This is a genomic window from Shewanella indica (genome assembly GCF_002836975.1).
Lineage (GTDB): Bacteria > Pseudomonadota > Gammaproteobacteria > Enterobacterales > Shewanellaceae > Shewanella > Shewanella indica.
Genome location: NZ_NIJK01000044.1, coordinates 55649 through 77137, shown reverse-complemented (window position 1 = coordinate 77137; position 21489 = coordinate 55649). Strand labels below are relative to the sequence as shown.

The window sequence follows — 21489 nt, the reverse complement described above, 5'->3', positions numbered from 1 at the left end:
CGCAGCCGCCCTGTATCTTAACTGACCGCTTCTGGCTTTGTCGCCCATAGCACACAGGGCTGCAACCCAAATGGCTGCTGACTCAAGTGTATGGTTTGGTCTCAGTTCATCGCCGCTTTGACATAGACATCGAAGCGGTTTTTCTTGGTGGCGATAACAGTGCTGGGTTTAACCCCGGCCAGGTCTTCGGCATAGTCCGGCCGTTTGACCACTACCCGCTTGCTCGCCAGTGCCAGCGCCGGGGCCAGCAAGCCGTCGGCATCGGTATCTGCGCCGACCAGGGTCTGAAATACCCGCATCTCTTTTTTTACCAGTGCCGACTTGTCTCTGTGAGGATACATGGGATCCAGATAGACCACATCCGGTCGCGGACTTATCTGGCTCAACGCCTCCAGACTGGAGTCGTGCAGCAGCACCATTCTTTGCTGCATCCAGGGGCCGATTTCGCTGTCCCGATAACCGCGGCTGAGACCGTCTTCCAGTAGCGCTGCCACCAAAGGGTTACGTTCAATCAGAGTCATTTGGCAACCAAGGCTCGCCAGCACAAAGGCGTCACGGCCAAGACCGGCCGTGGCATCTACCACTGAGGGGCAGGCGCCTTGCTTGAGGCCGACCGCCTTGGCTATGGCCTGGCCACGGCCGCCGCCGAACTTACGTCTGTGGGCCACGGCGCCGCCGACAAAATCGACACAGATACCGCCAAGCTTGGGTTCGTCACGTTTGAACAGAGTCAGCATTTCCTGCTCAAACCCCAAGGCAAACACCGAGTCTTCATCATGCTTCAGGCCCCAGCGCTCGGCAATGGCGCACAGACGCGGCTCCCGGGTATCAAAATAAATGCTATGGCTTGGCTGCTTCACTGTGTTTGAGTCCTTGGCTGAATTGGCGCCATTATGCCAAATGCCAACCTGACTGAATACGTTCAGCTGCAACTCGCAGGCAGAGCCGCTATAATGCCGCGGTCATTTACCCGTCAGTCATTGGGGAACCCATGCTCAGCTACCGTCACGGTTTTCATGCCGGCAACTATGCCGATGTGCTCAAACATTCCATTTTGTTGCAGGCGCTGAGCTTGTTGCAGAAGAAAGATAAACCTTTGGTTTATATCGATACCCATGCCGGTGCCGGTGGCTATGCGCTGGAAGATGATTTTGCCCAAAAGACAGGGGAATATCTGGAAGGTATAGGCAAGCTCTGGCAGGAAACGACGGTGCCGCAGGCGATGACTGCCTATCTGGAGGCGGTGCGCCATTTCAATGAAGGCAATGAGGAGCAGGCCACAGATGAGCTGGCCTGGTATCCCGGATCTCCGGCAATAGTGGATATGCACCTTAGAGAGCAGGACAGAATGCTGCTGCACGAGCTGCATAATACCGATGTCGAACTGCTGCAGGAGTATTTTGAAGGTGCCCGTCAGGTGAAGCTGGTTCACGGCGACGGTCTGCAGGGCCTGTTGGCCGCCGTGCCGCCACTGGAGCGTCGGGCACTGGTGCTGGTGGATCCCAGCTATGAGCTCAAGAGTGACTATCAGGATGTGGCCGATACCCTGATCAAGGCCCATCGCAAGTTTGCCACCGGGGTGTATCTGCTCTGGTATCCGGTCGTCAATCGGGCCCAGACCGAAGCCATGCTGACGAAGCTGAAAGACAGCGGCATTCGGCGCCAGTTACGGATAGAGCAGAGTATCAAGCCTGACTCGGATGAATTCGGTATGACGGCGGCGGGTCTGTGGGTCATCAACCCTCCCTGGCAGTTGGATACCCAGGCTGAAGAGCTGCTGGAATGGCTTCACCCCAGGCTCAATCAGGGTGGCGGCAGCGTCACTGTTACCTGGGAAGTGGGCGAGTAAGCTTGGTTCCATCATAAAAACTTTTGGCCGGGTCACCGGGTATTAGTTGGATACTAAGTCGGGTGCTAAGTTGCGTACGAATGGCCCGGCCTGTTCGCCGTGGCTTTTATGGCGTCTAAGCGACTGTGTGATAGCGACTGTGGTGACAAGCGGCTGTGGTGAGTTATTCCGACAGTGCTTTCAGCTCGGCCAACGTCGCCTCATCTATGAGTCCGAGCGCCAGCGCCTGCTGTGGATTGGTCTCTATCATATAGGCGCTGATACTCATCATATTGCGCAGCGTCATGCCGTTGGGGCCATCGTAAGCCGGCTGCTCGCTCCACGGGTCCTGAGCCCAGGCGGCCCAAGTGGCCTTGAGACTGTAGCCCGCCTCACAGAAGATGGTGCGGGTCAGTTGGCTGCCCTTATCCAGCATCTCTTCGTCGTTCATGCTGTTGTCTAGCTCGCCCTTGTGGCTTTGCATGACTTGCTTTACTGCCATTATCGCTTCGGCGGTTGCGGGAACCGGCCCAAGTTGGCTGTCATCACAGGCTATTACGGTGGAAAAGGGCATCAGCAGACAGGCACAAAGGCCGAGGGACTTGAGGTTAAACATCTTCACTTCCTTGTTGTTGCGCCTCTCAGGCACGGCTCAAATTGCGGTAGCGCTCCAGTAAAATCTTCACCCGTTTCACATAGGCGCGGGTTTCCGGGTAGGGCGGCACGCCACGATATTGGGTCACTGTGGTAGGGCCGGCATTGTAGGCCGCCAGCGCCCGGGTCATGTCGCCATCGAAACGGGCCAGCATCTGCGCCAGATAGCGGCTACCGGCATCGATATTCTGTGATACCACAAAGGCGTTGCTGACACCAAGCTCTTTGGCGGTATCCGGCATCAACTGCATCAGCCCCATAGCGCCGGTACGGGACAGGGCCTTGGCGTTGAAGGCCGACTCGGCGTGGATCACCGCCCTAATAAGCGCAGGGTCCAGATTGTAGGTTTGGGCGGCGAGGGCGATTTCGGCGGCATAGTCACTGCCAAACAGAGGGATTGCCTGCCAGTTCACCTTGGAGTCCGGTCGGCAGGCGAAGCAATCATAGAGAATGATCTGATATTCCTGGCTGCCGGGGGGCTTGTCGCTGAATGCCATTACACCGTTGGCCTGGCGGTACTGATAGACTTTACGCTTCGGCAGGCTGCTGTCGCTGATGCCGTGTTCCGAGTAACGCGCCACTATACGGGGTTTGGCCGAAGGCTCTTTAGCTATACCTGAAGGGTTTTCACTCATGGCTGAGGACTCTTTACCCATAGCTGAAGGCTCTTTACTTATAGCTGAGGGACCTTCACCCATAGCGGCCTTTTCCGAAGGCATAGGTATCTCGGTGTCGGCAAGCGCAGCAAAGGGTAGCGCCGAGCTCAGCAGCCAGAGTAGCAAAGAGATGAGTCCTTGGCCGGAAGTGTGCTTCACGCCTGATAACCCGTCCGTGTTTCCAGTTTCAATATGTCAATGATAGCAAAGAGTTGCTGCATTTCACTGTGGATCTGGCTGAACTCCTTTTCGAAGGTGGCTCCCTCAAAGATGGAGGCGGTCTCGAATCTATCCTTGTTACTGGGAAACAGGATCAACAGCTGCCTGCCGTGGAAGGCGCAGCGCAGATCCCGGCCGAACTTCTTGCTCAAGTCCAGCAAACGCTCCATAAACAAGGGGTTCATCAACACCCGGCCATTGATCTGATTGTCGGCGAAGACATCGAACTCTTTCTCGAACACAGGATCTTCCAGCTTCATCTGCTTCAGCCCCGAATAACTGGAGGAGAGTTTCCCCAGCAGGCCGCGGTCGCGGATCAATACCGCATGGCAGCCGAAGTTTTGTGGCACGGTAAAGGTCATGGCCAGTCCCTTGAATACCTCGCTGGTACGCTTCTTATTCTTGCTATCCCGATATTCTGACTTCAGCACTAATTCACTGATCCCCAGTTCGACCTGCTTATAGCTACCGGTAATAAAATCACTGGAATGTGCTATGTCGTGCTTGGGCAAAATGCCGGCATCACGAAAGGGGCGCAGTGGCAAACCATCGTTGGGACTAAAGGTAAAGTCGTCGCCGAAATAACGGAAGATCAGCGGGAACAGATCTTTTTTAACCTGTGTTTGAAACGCCTTGATGGGTTTCTTACACCAGAAAAACATCAGCAAAACCGGGGTAAGGGCGAGGGCAAATGAAGCTTCCGGGCCAAGGGAACTGTAGTACATAAGGTCGTACCAATAGTGCCAAACCAGCAGCAGAGTCACCACAAGTGTCAGTACAAACAGGGCTACCCGGGTTCGGCACTGCTTGAGGCTCTTGATCCTCAGTCTTTCATATTGACTGGCCTTGGGCTTTATATGCTGGCGATAGTATTGTTGCAGCTTGGGCAGCTCTTCGCTGGGGGCCTGTAGGCCTTTTCCCGGGCGTACCGGGGAAATCTTCGCCCCCATCAGGAAGGTGATAATATTCACTGGTCAATCTTTTACTCTGTCTCAGTTCAAGTAGTCGCCGGCATTGACCGGGCTTTTGGCGCTTTCATCTGCCTCATAGAAGGGTAGAGCCTGTACCTTGGCCATTGAGGCTATGATTGAACCCGGGAAGATTTCCACTGCATTGTTGAGTTCAGTGACCGCTGAGTTGTAGAAACGCCGCGCCGCGGAGATATGGGCTTCCACTTCGTTATAGGTCTGCATCGCCTGCAACATGGTGTTGTCTGACTTGAGTTCGGGATAGTTTTCTACCGATACCATTAGTTGGCCGACACGGTTGTTGAGCTGGTTGGCCAAATCCAGGTGTTGTTTTACTGCATCTTTGTCGGCCGGATTGTAGCTTTGGGTCAGTTGAGTGCGTAATTCGGTGATCTCGGTCAGCAGCTGTTTTTCATGATCCATAAAGCGCTTGGCTATGGTGAGAATATTGGGCAGCAGATTGGCCCTTTTCTTGAGCTGGACATCTATGCCGGAGAGGGCTTCACGGGCCGTGTTGCGTTTTTTTATCAGGCTGACATACCAGAGATAAATCAGTATCACGGCGATCGCCAGTATCAACAAAAATCCATCCATATTTGCTAAAGTTCCCTGCAGTTTTTTTTGAACTGCGCCAGCTAATCATAAAATGACCGCAAATGCATCTTTGTTGTGATTTTGAACCTGTGCTTACCCTTTACCGACAAGACTCGTCAAACCAATGAAAACCACCACTTATATGCCTTTAAAGGTGGATTTAAGTAAAAGCCTTTGAATTGGAGGTTTTTACTGTATGTTTTTAGCGCGCAAAAACGTTATCACAATGATTTTTATTGATTATTTATCTGTTTTTGAGTGGTAAAAAAGCAGCAATTTTTGACTCATGTTGAGCGAATTCTGTTAAGGATGGCAGGAAAATTGTTTGGCATCGGTCAAAGCGAACAATCGGATTCATCCTATTTACAAATAGCTTTTATTGTGTTCAGGCAAGGTTCAGACAGCGTGTTGTAAATTGTAACGACACAACGTTGGGGCAAAGCGATTAGTTCAGCGAATTTGCCTTTATGGACCCGCCCTGGGTCCTTTTTTTTACCTCAATTTCCCAGCAATTCTTTCAGGTTAAGTTTCAGTTAAAAGTGTCGCGGCAAAATGGCGGGCCGCTTGTCGTAGATGTTACGGCCATGAAAATAGAACCGGCAGCCGAGCCGGCAGACAGGGAAATCAGATGCAGTCCAATCATTCTCAGCAACCGCTCGAAACCGCCAAGAGTGGCTGGTTTATCCGCTTCCTTAATGTGGTGGAGCGCCTGGGCAACCTTTTGCCCCATCCCATCACGCTATTTGCGCTGTTTTGTGCAGCCGTCATCCTGATCTCCGGCGTTGCCGGTTATTTTGAAGTCACAGTAGTAGATCCTCGCCCCGAAGGCGCCAGTGGCCGTAGTGCCGATGGCCTGATCCATGTGGTCAGCCTGATGAATGCTGAAGGTCTGCGGATGATAGTCTCCAACCTGGTAACCAACTTTACCGGTTTTACGCCGCTGGGCACTGTACTGGTGGCTTTGCTCGGGGTGGGGATTGCCGAACGCTCCGGACTCTTGTCGGCCGGCATGCGGGCGCTGGTAATGGGAGCCTCCAAGCGTCTGGTTACCCTGACCATAGTCTTTGCCGGAATCGTTTCCAATACTGCCGCCGAACTGGGTTATGTCGTGCTGATCCCCATGGCGGCGATGATTTTCCACTCCCTTGGCAGGCATCCCTTGGCGGGTTTGGCGGCGGCCTTTGCCGGGGTATCCGGTGGCTACAGCGCCAACCTTCTGCTGGGAACCGTGGACCCCCTATTATCCGGGATCACCGAAGCGGCGGCGCAGATGATAGACCCGGACTACACTGTGGGCCCCGAGGTCAACTGGTACTTCATGTTTGTCTCCACCTTTTTGATCTCATTCCTCGGTGCCTTGGTGACGGAGAAAATCGTTGAACCCAAACTGGGTCGCTATGATGTCTCTGAAGCCAGTGTCGATCTGGAAGAGCAGCGAATGGAAACCGTCACCGAACAGGAGAAAAAAGGGCTGAAAATGGCCGGTTTGGCGGCGGCGCTGCTCGGCGCAGTCTTGGCTTTGACCGTGGTTCCCGAGTGGGGGCCTCTGCGTCACCCTGAGACGGGAGAAGTGGCGGGATCGCCGTTTCTCAAGGGAATCGTGGTGTTTATCTTTGTCTGCTTTGCCATTCCCGGCCTGGTATACGGCAAGGTGGTGGGCACCATGAAAAAAGATACCGATGTGATCAACGCCATGTCCCACAGTATGAGCACCATGGGCATGTATATCGTATTGGTGTTTTTCGCTTCGCAGTTTGTGGCCTTCTTCAAGTGGACCAATCTGGGCGCCGTATTGGCGGTGACCGGCGCCGATGCCCTCAGCGCCCTGGGGCTGACCGGGCCGATAGTTTTCCTGCTGTTTATCATGATGTGTGGCTTTATCAACTTGATGCTCGGCAGTGCCTCAGCCCAGTGGGCAGTGACGGCGCCGATATTTGTGCCCATGTTGATGTTGGTGGGTTATGCGCCGGAAACCATTCAGGCGGCCTATCGAATAGGTGACTCTGTGACTAACCTTATCACGCCCATGATGAGTTACTTTGGCCTGATCCTGGCGGTCGCCGCGCGCTACAAGAAGGACCTGGGGATAGGTACTCTGGTGGCCACCATGTTGCCATACACGCTGGTGTTTTTCGTCGGTTGGACCCTGTTCTTCTTCCTCTGGGTATTCGCCCTGGGGCTGCCGGTTGGCCCAGGTGCGGCTACCTACTATTCACCGGCGGGCTGATAGCCAGCAAGGGTGAATCACTGGGGAATCATAGTGGAAAGGGGCTTAGGCCCCTTTTTGTTGACATCGCAAGGCGGGAGTTTAACTATGTAAATGAGGACGAAAATGGTTCCGTTTTTGTTCTAACTATAAGCTATTGTTGAACTTTTTCTATTGTCATACACTATCGGGCCCTTTGGTTTGTTGGTTGGGGCTGCATGCGTTTTTTATCTGCACGTTTGTTGCTGCTAATGGCTTGGTTGGCCGCGAGTTTTACCCTGGCCGTCGAGATAGGCGACACGGCCGTGGTCGGTAAACTCTATTTCAGCGGCGCCGAACTGCCCGGGCAATTGACTCCAGAGGGGGCCGCTTGGTGGCCGGAGCCTATGTGGTTGCTGTGGCTCATGGGCCTTTGCAGCTTCTTTTGCCGTTTTCGTTGTTTTGCGCTCTGGCTGCTTGCTTTGCTGGCGGTGCAACTCAAGTTTGTTATTCGGGTCGACGACAGCCTGCTGTGGAGCAGTTGGCTAGTGCTGCTATTGCCGACACAAGTGTTGTTTGGCCTGATTCTGCTGTTGATTGACCGGGGCGAGGGCGCACGAACCCAGGTAATCACCTTTGACTGACGATAGTCCAAGTCCCAAGCCGTATTGAGGGAGAACAATAGATGTCCAGAAAAGCCAGAGCCGCCATGGTCTCGGTCTGCTCCAATATTTCGCTGATCATCATGAAGGTGGCGGCGGGTATTGTCAGTGGTTCGGTCAGTATCATTTCGGAAGCGATTCACTCCGCCATGGATTTGGTGGCGGCCTTGATCGCCCTGTTTGCCGTGCGCCGAGCCGATGTGCCGCCGGACTGGGATCATCCCTACGGCCACGACAAGATAGAGAATGTTTCCGGGGTTATTGAGGCGCTGTTGATTTTGGCGGCGGCCGGTTGGATTATTTTTGAGGCCGTCGGCAAGTTGCTCAGCCCCTCAGAGGTAGAAGGTCTGGGCTGGGGGGTATTGGTGATGCTGTTGTCGGCGCTGGTAAACACAGGCGTCAGTGCCTATCTCTACCGGGTGGCCAGGGAAGAGCAATCGGTAGCGCTTGAGGCTGATGCCCTGCACCTTAAGGCCGATGTGCTCACCTCGCTCGGGGTCGCCGTGGGGCTGTTGCTCATCTGGGTGGGCGGTTATTTTGGCCATAATCTGGCGCTGCTGGATCCCATAGTGGCCATAGGGGTGGCGCTGTTTATTCTCAAAGAAGCGATAAGCATGCTGGATCAGGCCTTCAAGCCGCTGCTGGATCACAGCATCAGCGAAGAGGAGCTGAACCAGGCCGCCGAGATAATCGCGCACCACTGTCCCAGCGAAGGGGGTTTTCACGACTTGCGCGGCCGTCAGGCGGGCCGGCGGCGTCACATCGACTTCCACCTGACCTTGCCCAAGGAGATGAGTGTTGGCCATTCCCATGCCATTTGTGACCGTATCGAGCAGGCCTTGATGGCTGTTATTCCCCATGCGGCGGTGTTTATCCATGTGGAGCCGCTGGAAGAGCAGCCCGAAGAGGAAGGCTTACTGCAACAGGGCGCCTGAAGCGGCGCCCGTGTGGCTGCATCAGAGCCCTTGATGGGGGCCGAATACTTCATAGTGGATCTGCGCTTCCTCAATACCCAAGGCCAGCAACTGCGCCTTGATGCTCTGCATAAAGCCTATGGGGCCGCAGCAGTAGAATTGGCCCTCGGAAGGCAGCATGGACGCTATCGGCTCCAGCACCATGGTGCCTTTCAGGTCATAATCCTGTCCCTGAACATCAGTTTCAAGCGGCTGGCGATACCAGGTCAGCGCCTTGAGATTTGTCTGCTCGGCCTGCTTGCGGCGTATCTCTTCGGCAAAAGCGTGCTGGGCGCCATTTTCACAGGCATGCAGCCATAGTGTCTCGGCGCAGTCTTGCTGCAGGCGGCTGTTTAACATGCTCAGCATAGGCGTCAGTCCAACTCCGGCAGATAGCAGCACAACCCGGGTGTCGGGCTCAGTATTCAGGAAAAAATCCCCCGCCGGCGGGATCAGCTCAAGCTCGCTGCCGATATCGAATTCATTGTGCAGCAGGTTGGAAACCAATCCTTCGTTTTCACGTTTAACGCTGATGCGATAGCTGCGGCCGTTGGAGGCATCCGACAATGAGTATTGGCGGATCTCGGTATGAGCCAGCGCCGGATGGCTGAGTTTGAGGTTCAGGTATTGTCCTGGCTTAAAGTCGGCCACAGGGCCGCCATCCTTGGGCGTGAGTTCGAAGGAGGTAATGGCGGCTGACTCGCGGCGTTTGTTGCTGACAATAAAGGTGCGGGTGCCGCTCCAACCTCCTTGTTTGCCTGCGGCATCGGCATAGATCTGTGCTTCGCGGCCAATAAAGATATTGGCCAACACCCCATAAGCCTTCTCCCAGGCGCCCAGTACCTCTGGCGTGACGGCATCGCCGCCGAGTTCTTCCAGGGTGGCTAGCAGATGCTTGCCGACTATGGCGTATTGCTCGGGTTTGATCAGAAAGCCTGTGTGTTTCTGGGCAATTCTTTCCACGGCTTCACTGAGAGCGGTCAGATTGTCGATATGTTGGGCGTAGGCAGCGACGGCATTGAACAAGGCTACAGGTTGATCGCCCTTATGCTGATGAGCCAGGTTGAACACATCTTTCAGTTCGGGATTGTGGTGGAACATGCGCTGATAGAAGTGCTTGGTCAGCTCTGGGCCGGCGGCAACCAGCAGGGGAATAGTACTCTTGACCACTTGGATAGTGTGTTGATCCAACATAACGACAACCTCAAAGATTCATTTAAGTTATATGTTCCGTGATAAAATAAACATGTATTTGATTTAGATCAATAAGAATTCTGGCAGGAGCTGTCAGGTATTCAGTATGGTTGGCAAAAACACTTGGGTGCGTGAGGTGCGTCTATGTTTATCGTATCTGGATCCTGATTCTGACCTGTTTGCTACTCTGGTTCGGTTCTCTGGTACCAAGTCGCCTTTAGTGGTCAACAATGACTTTTGCCGCTAAAAAGCGGATAATTCCCCAATTTTGCTCAATTTGACCCAGATCACAGTCGGTCGCCGGTTTTACCGCTGCGGCGAGTGTCATCGGGCGAGCGGGAAACCCCGCCGGAACTCGGAACTATCCAATGGAAATCAAAGTAAATTTTCTCGACAACCTCAGACTCGAAGCCAAGTTTGATGACTTCAGTGTCATTGCCGACCAGCCAATCCGTTACAAGGGTGATGGCTCGGCGCCGAGCCCGTTCGACTACTTTCTGGCTTCATCAGCGCTGTGCGCCGCTTATTTTGTGAAGGTGTACTGTGTCGCCCGCGATATTCCGACCGAAGGCATACGCCTGTCGCAAAACAACATAGTCGACCCGGAAAACCGTTATAACCAGATCTTCAAGATTCAGGTGGAATTGCCGGACACTATCTCTGACAAGGACCGTGAAGGCATACTGCGTTCTATCGACCGCTGCACCGTGAAGAAAGTGGTTCAGACCGGCCCCGAGTTCCAGTTGGAAACCGTGGATAACCTGGATCAGGACGCCCAGGCGATGTTGATGCTGAAGCCGGATGACAGCCACAGCACCTTTATTCTGGGTAAGGATCTGCCGCTGGAACAGACCATAGCCAACATGACCAACACCTTGGCCGAATTGGGGATGAAGATAGAGATCTCCTCCTGGCGTAACCTGGTGCCCAACGTTTGGTCGCTGCATATCCGTGACGCCGCTTCGCCCAAATGTTTTACCAACGGCAAGGGCGCAACCAAAGAGAGCGCGCTTTGCTCGGCTCTGGGCGAGTTTATCGAGCGTCTCAGCTGCAACTTCTTCTACAACGACCAGTATTTCGGCCCCGAGATCGCCAACGCCGAATTTGTTCATTATCCCAATGAGAAGTGGTTCCAGCCCGGCCCCAACGATGAGCTGCCGCCCGGGATCCTTGATGACTATTGCCTGGAAATCTACAACCCGGATGGTGAGCTCTGCGGCTCCAACCTTATCGACACCAACTCGGGCAATGTCGAGCGCGGCATCTGCGCCATTCCCTATGTGCGTCAGTCCGATGGCGAGACTGTGTATTTCCCCTCCAACCTGATTGAAAACCTGTATCTCAGCAACGGCATGAGTGCAGGCAACAATCTGGATGAGGCCAAGGTGCAGTGTCTGTCCGAGATTTTCGAGCGGGCGGTGAAGCGCCGCATCATAGAAGATGAGCTGGTTTTGCCTGAGGTGCCGAAAGACGTGCTGGCCAAGTATCCCTCGATAGTGGCCGGCATAGAGGCGCTGGAGGCGCAGGGCTTTCCGCTGGTGATCAAGGATGCCTCCCTCGGTGGCCAGTTCCCCGTCATGTGTGTGACCCTGATGAACCCCCGCACAGGCGGCGTGTTTGCCTCCTTCGGCGCTCACCCCAGTTTTGAGGTGGCGCTGGAGCGCAGCCTCACCGAACTGCTGCAGGGCCGCAGTTTCGAGGGCCTCAACGATGTGCAAAAGCCTACTTTCAACAGCATGGCGGTGCAGGAGCCGGAGAACTTTGTAGAGCACTTTATCGATTCCAGCGGGGTGATCTCCTGGCGCTTCTTCAGTAGCAAGCCGGACTATGAGTTTGTCGAATGGGACTTCTCCGGCAGCAACGCCGAAGAGAGCCAAAGCCTGTTCGGGATTCTTGAAGAGATGGGCAAAGAGGTCTACATCGCCGAGTTTACCGAGATAGGTAATGCCTGCCGGATCCTGGTGCCAGACTTCTCCGAGGTGTATCCGGTATCGGATCTGATTTGGGACAACACCAACAAGGCGCTGGACTACCGCGAAGATATTCTTAACCTGCATCGCCTCAGCGACAGCCAACTGCAAAGCCTGTCCGAGCGCCTCGAAGACAGCCAATTGGATATCTACACGGATATCATCACCCTGATAGGCATAGAGTTTGATGAAAACACTGTCTGGGGCCAACTGACGATACTCGAACTCAGACTGCTGATCTGTCTGGCAATAGGTGAGCTGGAAGAAGCGCTGGAGCTGACCGAAACCTTCCTGCAGTACAATAACAATACCGTCGCTCGTGGCCTCTTCTATCAATGCCTGCAGGCGGTGTTGGAGATCAGCCTGGACGATGAACTCGAGCTGGACGACTACCGTTACAACTTGGGACGCATGTTCGGCCAGGAAACCCTGGATGCCGCCATAGGGTCGGTCAATGGTACTGTGCGCTTCTACGGCCTGATTCCAACCAATATGCAGCTCGAAGGCCTGGAAAAACACCAGCGGTTGATCGAAAGCTACAAGAAACTGCACGCCGCCCGCGCCAGAGTGGCTGCCAAGAAGTAAATTATGTTCAGGTAAGGGGCATGTTTGCCCCTTACCCGACTTCATTGGCTTTTAGTCTGGTTCCTTGTGGTTCAAGTTATCTCGTCACTTTGACCTAGAGAAGAAGTTGCACACAAATGTTTTCCCTGCAATGCATCTTCCCTATGTATTCAAAACATGTGTATTCAAAACATGTGTACTCAAAACATGAAAACAATTTTAGCGGCAGACTCTTTGCCTGTAGGTTAATTTACCGTTAGCATTAAGCATTGTGTGTGCCTTTTTGTCATGAACATCAAGGATTTCATTTGTGAAGATGCCAAGGCCTGCTATGGCCTATGTTGTTCCTTTTTGTGTTTTTTTTATTTATCTCTGCCTGGTTGCCGGAGAGTATTTCTATGAACGCCAGTCTTTGGAATCCGAGGCGTCTGCGGCCCAGATAAAGCAGCTTGAGAAAGAACTTTTCAGGATGCAACATCTTGTTGAGAGGGCGATTCACAATCAAAATTTAGACAGTGTGGCCGAGGAGATATCTCTGGCGGCGACAGACTTCAACATCATGGTGTACATACTGTTAGATGACACCAGTCTTATCCGCTACGCCAATCATGTTGTTTGGCGCGACAGTCGGGCTTCGCAAGTGATCGATGGCTATTCAATGGCGTTGCACCGGCAGGTGGTCGAATCTGGAAAACCACAGATATTTGCCAACACGGATAGGCTATCAATACAGGCATATTATCCCGTTATCACTGAGGCTTCCGTTAGTTTTGGGGGCAAGGCCGAACTGCTTTATCTCGAGTATGATCTATCGCCTGCAATGGCCAAGGTAACTGATGACCTCAATCTGCGTTTTATGCGGGTTTGGGGCCTGGGGGCCTTATTTGTTTTGGGCTTTATGCTGGTATTGCACTTTATGTTAATCCGCCCTTTAAGAGCTCTGGCTTGGCAGGCCAGGAAAGGCGAGAACAACCCTTTTCATATGGATAACACTTGGGTTTTCAGTGAAGTACGGGTGCTAAAGGATTACTTGCACCGGAGCCAACAGAAGTTGCAGCGAACCCTGAAGCAATTGAGGGACAATGAACAACGCTGGTTGTTTGCGGTGGAAGGGACTCGCAATGGGATCTGGGACTGGAACATCGCCAGCGGCGAAGTTTTTCTGTCGGACCGCTGGAAAGAGATGATAGGGTACGGCCCCCATGAACTCGAAGGGCTTTATTCTACTTGGGAAAGCCGACTGCATCCGGACGATAAAGAAGCCGTGTTGTCGTCTTTGCAGGCTTATCTAAATGGTGAGACCGAGGCGTTTGAGAGTGTTCACCGCATGCGCCATAAAGAGGGACACTATATCTGGGTGCTGGACAGGGGAATGCTGGTTGAATGGGACGAACAGGGCCGCCCTTGCCGGATTATAGGTACTCATGCCGATGTGTCGGATGATGTGCGTAATCAGCAAGCCCTGGCCCATTTAGCCAACCATGATGCCCTGACTAATTTAGCCAATCGCCGCTCTTTGATGGATGCCTTGTATGAGCAGCAAAAGCATTGTCGCAACAGTCTGCAGTGTGCAGCGCTGTTCCTTATAGATTTGGATAATTTCAAAACTATCAATGACACTCTCGGGCATCATCTGGGAGATCGGTTATTGATCCAACTGGCGGCTAGATTTTCGGGCTATTTTAGCGCCAATACTTTGGTTGCCAGGCTCGGGGGGGATGAGTTCGTTATTCTAGCGAAAGATCTAACCCAAGACAGAGCTACGGCAGCAAGGCGAGCCTTGGCGTTGGCCAGTGAGATCAGGCAGTTGGTTGCCAGGCCTTTCAATATCAGTGACAAGCAGCTGCATGTGTCTGCCAGTATCGGTGTTTGTCTGTTTGATGATCAGGATGATATTGATGCCGAGGAGCTTTTGAAGCGAGCCGATATGGCCATGTTCCAGGCCAAGGAAGACGGTCGAGATAACTGCATGATCTACAACTCCGAGATGGAGGTTAAGGCTCACCAAAATCTGCTGATCCAGAATGAATTGCGCTATGCCATCGAACGGCAACAACTCTCTTTGGTTTACCAGCCAATAGTTGATGCACAGGGGAAATTGACTGGGGCTGAGGCGCTATTGCGTTGGCAGCATCCGCAGCAGGGAAATATTTCACCGGCGGATTTCATTCCTGTGGCTGAAGGCAGTGGCCTTATCAGTGAAATTGGTCATTGGGTCATCCTCGAAGTTTGTCGCTTCATTCGCGAGCAGCAGGCCAGGGGCATTGGGGTGCCAAAAATCGCCATCAACCTCAGCGCCAGACAGTTTAATCAGCCCGAGTTTGTTGAGCGTCTGATCGCCTTGCTGAAGGCCCAGGGAATTGCAACAGATGCGTTGGAGTTGGAGTTGACTGAGTACGCCTTGTTGACCAATCTGTGCATCATGAATACCCGAATCGATCTGCTGAGGAAGGCGGGGATATCCGTGGCGATAGATGACTTTGGCACAGGTTACAGTTCGTTGAGTTATCTACAGAACCTGCCTCTATCCAGATTGAAGATAGATGCCTCTTTTGTGCAGAAGATTGGCTCTGGGCGCAGTGCCGATGCCATAGTCAAGGCCATAATCGAAATGGCTCACAGTCTGGAGCTGAAAGTGGTTGCCGAAGGGGTTGAAACCGTTCAACAAAGAGCCTTTTTGAATCAGCTCGGATGTGACAACTTCCAAGGGTATCTGTTTAGTCAGCCTCTGCCTGAGGCTGAGTTTGCAGTTCTGCTGCAGCCTCCGTGGCGTGAGTTACCGTATGCTGCGCCAGGAAGTTGAAAATAATATTCAGCACCTGCTCACGTATTGCGTCGATTTCAATAAAGAGTTCATGCCTGGCTTCCATGATCTTTTCCAATGTCACCTTGGGGCCAAGGGCGGCGATTTGCGCCTGGTTATCGACGATAGTGTCCTGCTCAGCCTGAAGAATGAGGATTGGCACCTTTGACTCTCTGGCTGCGGTGATGGTCTGCTCGCAAGCATCCAATGCTTCTATCAACCATTGATTGGTGGGCGAGCCCAGTTGGATCTCAGGATGTTGCCGGCATAAATCCAGTAATGCCTGATATCGGCTTTCGCTGTGGGTCAATTGATTATCTTTAAACTCGAGCGGACGATAATCATGGCCGGATAACACATAGTTGGGCTCGGTATGCGGGCCATAACTATTGAGTTTTCCTGCCAGCCAACGTACGAAGTTGCGCGGCATTGGCAGGCGAATACCATACATGGGGGCAGAGAAGGCCGCAGCAGTAAATCGTTGGGGGAATTGCTGCAAATACAGAGTGCCTATGGCGCCGCCCATGGAGTGGCCCACCAGAAAATACTGTTCATATTGGTTTGCAACTACCACTTGCTCAACGAAACAGTGTAAGTGATCCACATAGTCCTGAAACTTATCTATGTGCCCCTGGTGAGGATTGGCGGTTAGCCTGCTGGATAGGCCTTGCCCCATATGATCCAAGGCGTAGACACTATAGCCTTGCTGATAGAAGTCATGGATCAGCTCCCGATACTTGAGATAACTCTCTACCCGGCCATTGCTGATGACGACGGCTTGTTTCGCCTTTGGATGGCAAATATAACCGTAGGCCAGCTCTTTACCGAATCCCACTGCCAGCTTGGCGTGGGTGACACCTTGCCAGAAAGTCTCCAATTGAGACTGGGTTGAAGCGGGTTCTGTGTTGCGGGCCTGGGTCGTTACCATCCAATATTTCCTGATCTAAAAAAGCCAGTGCTCAAAGGCACTGGCCGAGTGTATCAGAAACAGGGTTTCATTGCTGTGAGGCGATAAAGTCGGCTATCTGCTGTTCCAGTACAGACATGGGCACAGAGCCTTGCGCCAATACTGCATCGTGGAATTGGCGGATATCGAACTTTTCCCCCAGGGCATCTTCTGCTTGCTTTCGCAGACGTTTGATAGTCAGCTCGCCAATCTTGTAGGCCAGCGCCTGCCCAGGCCAGGAGATATATCTGTCTATCTCTGTGGTGACATTGTGCAGCGACAGAGCCGTATTACCGGCCATAAAGTCTATTGCCTGCTGACGGCTCCAGCCTTGGGTGTGCATACCTGTATCGACTACCAGGCGGGCGGCGCGCCACATCTCGTAAGTCAGGCGTCCAAAGTTGCTGTAGGGATCCTGATAAAAACCCCCTTCCAGCCCCAAATATTCACTGTATAGTCCCCATCCCTCACCAAAGGCCGAGATATAGCTGTAGCGGCGAAAATCGGGCAGTTGCTCCAACTCTTGATTGAGAGAAATCTGCAGGTGGTGACCCGGAACAGCCTCATGCAGGGTGAGTGCTTCCAACTCATAGAGAGGACGCTTATCCAAGGCATAAGTGTTTACCCAATAAAAACCCGCCACAGTCTCCGAGTTGGAGCCGGAATAGCGCCCGGTTGTATATTTGGGGGCAATTTCAGCCGGAACAGGGGCGACACCATAGGGTTTGCGGGGCAGTTTGCCAAAATAGCGTGGCAACATGGCGTCGGCTTTTTTGGCAATATAGGAGGCCTCTTTGAGCAGTTGCTCCGGCGTGTCCACATAAAAGCGTTTGTCGGTGCGCATAAAATGCAGAAACTCGGCAAAGCTGCCTTTAAAACCGGTTTGTTCGATGATCTGTTCCATCTCGGCGCGGATCCGTTTTACTTCACTCAGCCCCAGTTGATGGACTTGCTCAGGCGTCATATCCAGAGTGGTGTAGTACTTGACCCTGTTTTCATAAAAGGCCTGACCATTGGGCAGAGCTGATGCGGCAATGCTCTGGCGGGCGCCGGGGATATATTCCTCGGTCATAAAGTCATAGAAGGCTTGATAGCTCGGTAACACATGCTGCTCGACACTGACGTATCCGGCATGGCTCAGTTCCTGTTTAAGATTGGCAGAAAAGTGCTCTGGAAACGTCTCAAACGGCTTGAAATAGCTACTTTGCTGCACTGGTACCATATAAGCCTGAATACTCTGTTCAAACCCTCTCAGTACAGATTGCGGCTGAGTGATACCTTCGGCAAGCCCCTGGCGCATCCAGTGTATCTGTTGCTGGAAGTAGCGCGGCAGAGATTGCAGTTTCTGCAGGTAGTGACGGTAATCGGCTTCTGTCTTGAATGGCCCTGAGGCCATAGAAGCAATGTAAGCGTGAAAGCCACTCTCTGAGGTAATCGGCAGGTAATGGGCCTTGAACCTGAAGCTATCCACACGCTCCTGTAGTTGGTATTCGAGAATACTGGCATTGATGGCGGCTTCTTTGCTCAGCTGTTCTTTGGGGATCGCCTTTAGCCGTTGCAATAGTGTTGAATTGGCCGCAGCATCGGCCGCCAGAGCTTCAGCTGACAAGTCTGCTAATTTGCCCGCGGCCGAGTCATCGCCAAACAGCAAGGCCATCTGAGGGCTTTCTGCCAGCCTTTGCTGCCAGGCATCGGCTATTAACTGCTGGAGTTGGCTATCGGCTTGAGATAGCTGCTTGCTTATTTCTGGCGTGTTGGCTTCATGGGCAGGGGTTTGGCAGGCGCCCAGGAATCCAGTGAGCAACAGGGGCAGCAGGAGTTTTTTCATTTGATTTTGTTCCTTTTTTATCCTTGATGAAGGATTATGCCTTAAGCCAGGATGGAGCCCCAGAGATTTAACGTCACCTTTTGGTAACAAAGCCTGTCAGTAGACTAAGAGGTGCTAACAAAAGGCGTGTTACACTTAAGCGTCCCCAGACCAAAAAATAATTACATTGGCGGGGTAGTTCATACAGGGGTTATTTTTATGATTGATACTTCAATTCCGTTGGTCGATTTACATCGCCATCTGGACGGCAATGTCAGGGTTGAGACCATATGGGAACTGGGTCAGCAGCATGGCATTGCCTTGCCAGCGGCCTCGCTTGAGGCCTTGGCACCTTATGTACAGATCCAGGGTAAAGAATCCAGTCTAGTAGCTTTCTTGAAAAAGCTGGACTGGATGGTTGCCGTGCTGGCCGATCTGGATGCGGTAAAGCGGGTGGCCTATGAAAATGTCGCCGATGTGGCATTGTCCGGGTTGGACTACGCCGAATTAAGATTCAGCCCTTACTACATGGCTATGAATCATAAGTTGCCGATAGAGGGTGTGGTTGAGGCCGTTATTGATGGCGTAAAAGCCGGGCTCAAGGACTATCAGGTCAAGATAAAACTGATAGGTATTCTGTCACGCTCATTTGGTCAGCAGGCTTGTACCCAGGAGTTGGATGGCTTACTCGCGCACAGGGAGTCTTTGGTCGCGGTTGATTTGGCCGGTGATGAGTTGGGTTTCCCCGGTGAGCTGTTTAACGAGCATTTCAAGCGGGTACGCGATGCCGGACTTCAGATCACGGCTCACGCCGGAGAGGCCGCCGGTGCCCAAAGCATGTGGCAAGCCATCAAGGAGTTGGGGGCGACTCGCATAGGCCATGGGGTCAATGCCATTCATGATCCCAAATTGATGGAGTATCTGGTGGAACATAAGATAGGTATCGAATCCTGTCCTACCAGTAATCTGCATACTTCTACCGTTAACAGCTATCAGGAGCATCCACTGCGCACCTTTATGGAAGCCGGTGTGTTGGTTGGCTTGAATACCGATGATCCAGGCGTCAGCGCCATAGATATCAAGCATGAATATCGTGTGGTTAAGCAGGAGATGGGCTTCACCGCAGCTGAGTTGGCCAAGCTGCAGCGTAATGGCGTGGAGATGGCCTTCCTCTCTGACAGCGAGCGTCGGGAACTTTACGCCGCTAAAGCATAAAAGTTTGGTTCAGACACAAAAAAGCCGATGAATCATTCATCGGCTTTTTTATTCTTCTCAGGGTTAAATTACCCGGGAGAACTGTTGCTGACGTGCCTTTTCGCGGAAGTAGACATCGAAACAGATACAGATATTACGGATCAACAGACGCCCGGTTGGGCTGATGCTGATCTGGCGATTTTCAATGTTAACCAGTTTATCGTCGATAAAGGTTTGCAGCAGCTTAAGATCTTCGCCGAAGTACTCTTCAAACTGGATCCCCAGTTGTTGCTCCATCTTGGTCATATCAAGCTCAAAGTGACAGATAAGCTGCTTGATCACTGCGCGACGGATTTCGTCATCACGATTGAGTTTACAGCCTTTCCATAGAGCGTGGCCCTGCTCATCTATGGCTTCATAGTAAGGGCGAATATCTTTTTGGTTTTGCGCATAACAGTCACCAATCTGACTGATGGATGACACCCCAAGTCCGAGGAGATCGCACTCTTCCTGGGTGGTATAACCCTGGAAGTTACGGTGCAATCGGCCTTCTCTTTGCAGTTTGGCCAGCTCATCATCAGGCTTGGCGAAGTGATCCATGCCTATGTATTGGTAGCCGGCGCCGGTCAGGGTCTCAATCGTCTGATGCAGCATGTCCAGCTTCTGTTGTGGGCTGGGCAGGTGCTCATCTTTGATTTTCCGCTGCGCCGCGAAGCGGGCCGGCAGGTGAGCATAGTTGAATACAGAAAGACGGTCTGGCGACAGATCCAGAATGCGCTGAATGGTTTCGGCAAAGGTTTCCGGTGTTTGATGAGGCAAGCCGTAAATCAAATCGACGTTGGTAGAGACAAAGCCCATCTCTTTGGCCTTTTTGATCAGCGCAAAAATGAAGTCTTCATCCTGTTCACGGTTAACTGCTGCCTGAACCTCTTTATTGAAGTCCTGCACCCCAATGGAGATACGGTTGAACCCAGCCTCTTTCAGGGCATCCAGCATAGAGAGTTCGATTTCTCTAGGGTCGACTTCGATAGAGTATTCACCCTGTTCGGCAAAGTTGAAGTGACTCTTCAACAGTGACGATAACTTAATGATTTGCTCTGGGTTTAGGAATGTCGGTGTGCCACCGCCCCAGTGCATTTGGGTCACAGTATAGTGTTTGAACAGAGGCGCCCGCTTGACGATCTCGGCTGCCAGGTACTCTATGTACTGATCGGCTTTGTGCTGATGCCGGGTGATAACCTTGTTACAGCCGCAGTAATAGCAAAGTTTGGCGCAGAAGGGGATATGAATGTACAGAGACAGTTTGTCACTTTTGCTGTTGGCTATGGCCGACAATAGATCGCCTTCTGTGAATGAGTCGTCAAACTCCAGCGCCGTTGGGTAGGAAGTATAACGGGGACCGCTGTAGTTATATTTCTCGATCATTGATTGATCCCAGCTGATATGAGTGGGCTGCTTCAAGGCGTGTCCTCCGACAGTAAATTAGCAATGAGCGAAGTATGCAGGGTTATAGCTCAAATAACCTTGATCCAGGTTGTAAAAATTATATGTACACAAGCAAACGTTAAGAAATATCCCTGAAAATGCTTTCAATGTCTGTTGTCTTATTGAGGTTTTGTGCACCGACTCACGCCAGAGAAAAGATTCAGCAGGCTTGATTGTTGTTTGGCTGAGACGACAAGACAAGGCTACGAACTCAGGCGTAACCAAAACACAAGCTTCCGATGTTTGGGGCTGTCTTTCTGGGGCGAAGATTTCGGGGACGGTGAATAAAGCGCTGCCGACTGCTGAGAGCAAGCCGGCAGTTGCTGCATTAGTGAGTTGGTTTGAGTTGAAACTCGGAGAGTTTTTTGGCGTCGGCCAATATGCCTTGCTCCAGCTCGGCTTCAGACTTCATTCTGGCCAGGTCGAGCCGCATCCGCTCTTGTTTGGGTAACTGAGCCCTGGCCTCCAGAATGGGATGATCCTTGATACGCTCAAAATGCATAAACACATCCGGGTAGTCACCACTGACTCTCTCTGTCAGCGATAGCAGATCGAACAGTTTGACGATTCTAACTACTCCTTCGGACAACTCACAACGCTCTTCTGTCATTGCGGCGGCAATATAGCGGATATCGGCAAGCAGGGATGCCTGTTTAGCTTCCATAACCGCCTTTTGTTCAGCCATCGCCTGCTCTCTGGCCTGGGTTTGTCTTCTCAGACGCAAAAGCAACACTGTGGCATAGGCACTCAGTCCTATGATGATCAACATGGCTAAGGTGATAAGGATAAACTGCATCCCGGCCTCCG

The 21489-nt window shown here is 52.4% G+C and carries 17 protein-coding genes; 7 read left to right on the top strand and 10 right to left on the bottom strand.

All coding sequences use genetic code 11. The features are described from left to right. Positions 1-101: 101 nt before the first annotated feature. Positions 102-839 (bottom strand): class I SAM-dependent methyltransferase, encoded by a 738-nt coding sequence (locus CX650_RS14970; RefSeq protein WP_373297508.1) that lies wholly within the window; start codon positions 837-839, stop codon positions 102-104. 152 nt (positions 840-991) lie between these two features. Between CX650_RS14970 and CX650_RS14965 the strand changes: the two genes are divergently transcribed. After that, on the top strand, positions 992-1849 hold the full coding sequence (locus tag CX650_RS14965; protein ID WP_101096259.1) for a 23S rRNA (adenine(2030)-N(6))-methyltransferase RlmJ: 858 nt from the start codon (positions 992-994) through the stop codon (positions 1847-1849). A 163-nt stretch (positions 1850-2012) separates the two neighbouring features. Here the strand turns inward: CX650_RS14965 and CX650_RS14960 are convergent, their stop codons facing one another. The 4 genes from CX650_RS14960 to CX650_RS14945 all read right to left on the bottom strand — a co-directional run bounded on the left by CX650_RS14960 (position 2013) and on the right by CX650_RS14945 (position 4919). Further along, positions 2013-2444: a hypothetical protein gene (locus CX650_RS14960; protein ID WP_101096258.1), complete on the bottom strand. Its 432-nt coding sequence runs from the start codon at positions 2442-2444 to the stop codon at positions 2013-2015. Between the two features lie 25 nt (positions 2445-2469). Continuing rightward, positions 2470-3138 carry a lytic transglycosylase domain-containing protein gene (locus CX650_RS14955; RefSeq protein WP_373297507.1) on the bottom strand — a complete coding sequence of 223 codons (669 nt, stop codon included), beginning with the start codon at positions 3136-3138 and terminating at the stop codon, positions 2470-2472. A 155-nt stretch (positions 3139-3293) separates the two neighbouring features. Then, positions 3294-4328 carry a DUF3137 domain-containing protein gene (locus tag CX650_RS14950; RefSeq protein WP_101096257.1) on the bottom strand — a complete coding sequence of 345 codons (1035 nt, stop codon included), beginning with the start codon at positions 4326-4328 and terminating at the stop codon, positions 3294-3296. Between the two features lie 21 nt (positions 4329-4349). After that, entirely contained in the window at positions 4350-4919 is a 570-nt protein-coding gene (locus CX650_RS14945; protein WP_039035348.1) for a LemA family protein, read from the bottom strand. Between the two features lie 628 nt (positions 4920-5547). Here CX650_RS14945 and CX650_RS14940 point away from each other — a divergent pair. The 3 genes from CX650_RS14940 (at position 5548) to CX650_RS14930 (ending at position 8701) form a co-directional block, all read left to right on the top strand. Beyond that, the gene (locus tag CX650_RS14940; protein ID WP_101096256.1) at positions 5548-7146 is read left to right on the top strand and encodes an AbgT family transporter; all 1599 of its coding nucleotides are present in this window, start codon (positions 5548-5550) and stop codon (positions 7144-7146) included. A 197-nt stretch (positions 7147-7343) separates the two neighbouring features. Beyond that, complete coding sequence (locus CX650_RS14935; protein WP_039035437.1) at positions 7344-7748, top strand: hypothetical protein; 405 nt, start codon at positions 7344-7346, stop codon at positions 7746-7748. 41 nt (positions 7749-7789) lie between these two features. Further along, positions 7790-8701 (top strand): cation diffusion facilitator family transporter, encoded by a 912-nt coding sequence (locus CX650_RS14930; RefSeq protein ID WP_052248227.1) that lies wholly within the window; start codon positions 7790-7792, stop codon positions 8699-8701. 21 nt (positions 8702-8722) lie between these two features. Here the strand turns inward: CX650_RS14930 and hmpA are convergent, their stop codons facing one another. Further along, on the bottom strand, positions 8723-9913 hold the full coding sequence (gene hmpA / locus CX650_RS14925; RefSeq protein WP_101096255.1) for an NO-inducible flavohemoprotein: 1191 nt from the start codon (positions 9911-9913) through the stop codon (positions 8723-8725). A 368-nt stretch (positions 9914-10281) separates the two neighbouring features. Here hmpA and CX650_RS14920 point away from each other — a divergent pair, with 368 nt between their 5' ends. Next, positions 10282-12468: an OsmC domain/YcaO domain-containing protein gene (locus tag CX650_RS14920; protein ID WP_101096254.1), complete on the top strand. Its 2187-nt coding sequence runs from the start codon at positions 10282-10284 to the stop codon at positions 12466-12468. A gap of 295 nt (positions 12469-12763) precedes the next feature. After that, the gene (locus CX650_RS14915) at positions 12764-15250 is read left to right on the top strand and encodes a putative bifunctional diguanylate cyclase/phosphodiesterase (RefSeq protein WP_229800017.1); all 2487 of its coding nucleotides are present in this window, start codon (positions 12764-12766) and stop codon (positions 15248-15250) included. Here CX650_RS14915 and CX650_RS14910 read toward each other — a convergent pair. After that, complete coding sequence (locus CX650_RS14910; protein WP_101096252.1) at positions 15165-16178, bottom strand: alpha/beta fold hydrolase; 1014 nt, start codon at positions 16176-16178, stop codon at positions 15165-15167. The genes CX650_RS14915 and CX650_RS14910 overlap by 86 nt on opposite strands. Before the next feature lie 67 nt (positions 16179-16245). Continuing rightward, positions 16246-18024 (bottom strand): DUF885 domain-containing protein, encoded by a 1779-nt coding sequence (locus CX650_RS14905; protein WP_101096251.1) that lies wholly within the window; start codon positions 18022-18024, stop codon positions 16246-16248. A gap of 198 nt (positions 18025-18222) precedes the next feature. Here CX650_RS14905 and add point away from each other — a divergent pair, with 198 nt between their 5' ends. Beyond that, positions 18223-19218 (top strand): adenosine deaminase, encoded by a 996-nt coding sequence (gene add, locus CX650_RS14900; RefSeq protein ID WP_101096250.1) that lies wholly within the window; start codon positions 18223-18225, stop codon positions 19216-19218. A 63-nt stretch (positions 19219-19281) separates the two neighbouring features. On the opposite strand, the gene hemN is transcribed toward add, so the two are convergent. Beyond that, on the bottom strand, positions 19282-20658 hold the full coding sequence (gene hemN / locus CX650_RS14895) for an oxygen-independent coproporphyrinogen III oxidase (RefSeq protein WP_101096249.1): 1377 nt from the start codon (positions 20656-20658) through the stop codon (positions 19282-19284). Between the two features lie 352 nt (positions 20659-21010). Next, positions 21011-21478, bottom strand: a complete 468-nt coding sequence (locus CX650_RS14890; protein ID WP_039035427.1) for a DUF2489 domain-containing protein — start codon at positions 21476-21478, stop codon at positions 21011-21013. Positions 21479-21489 lie beyond the last annotated feature (11 nt).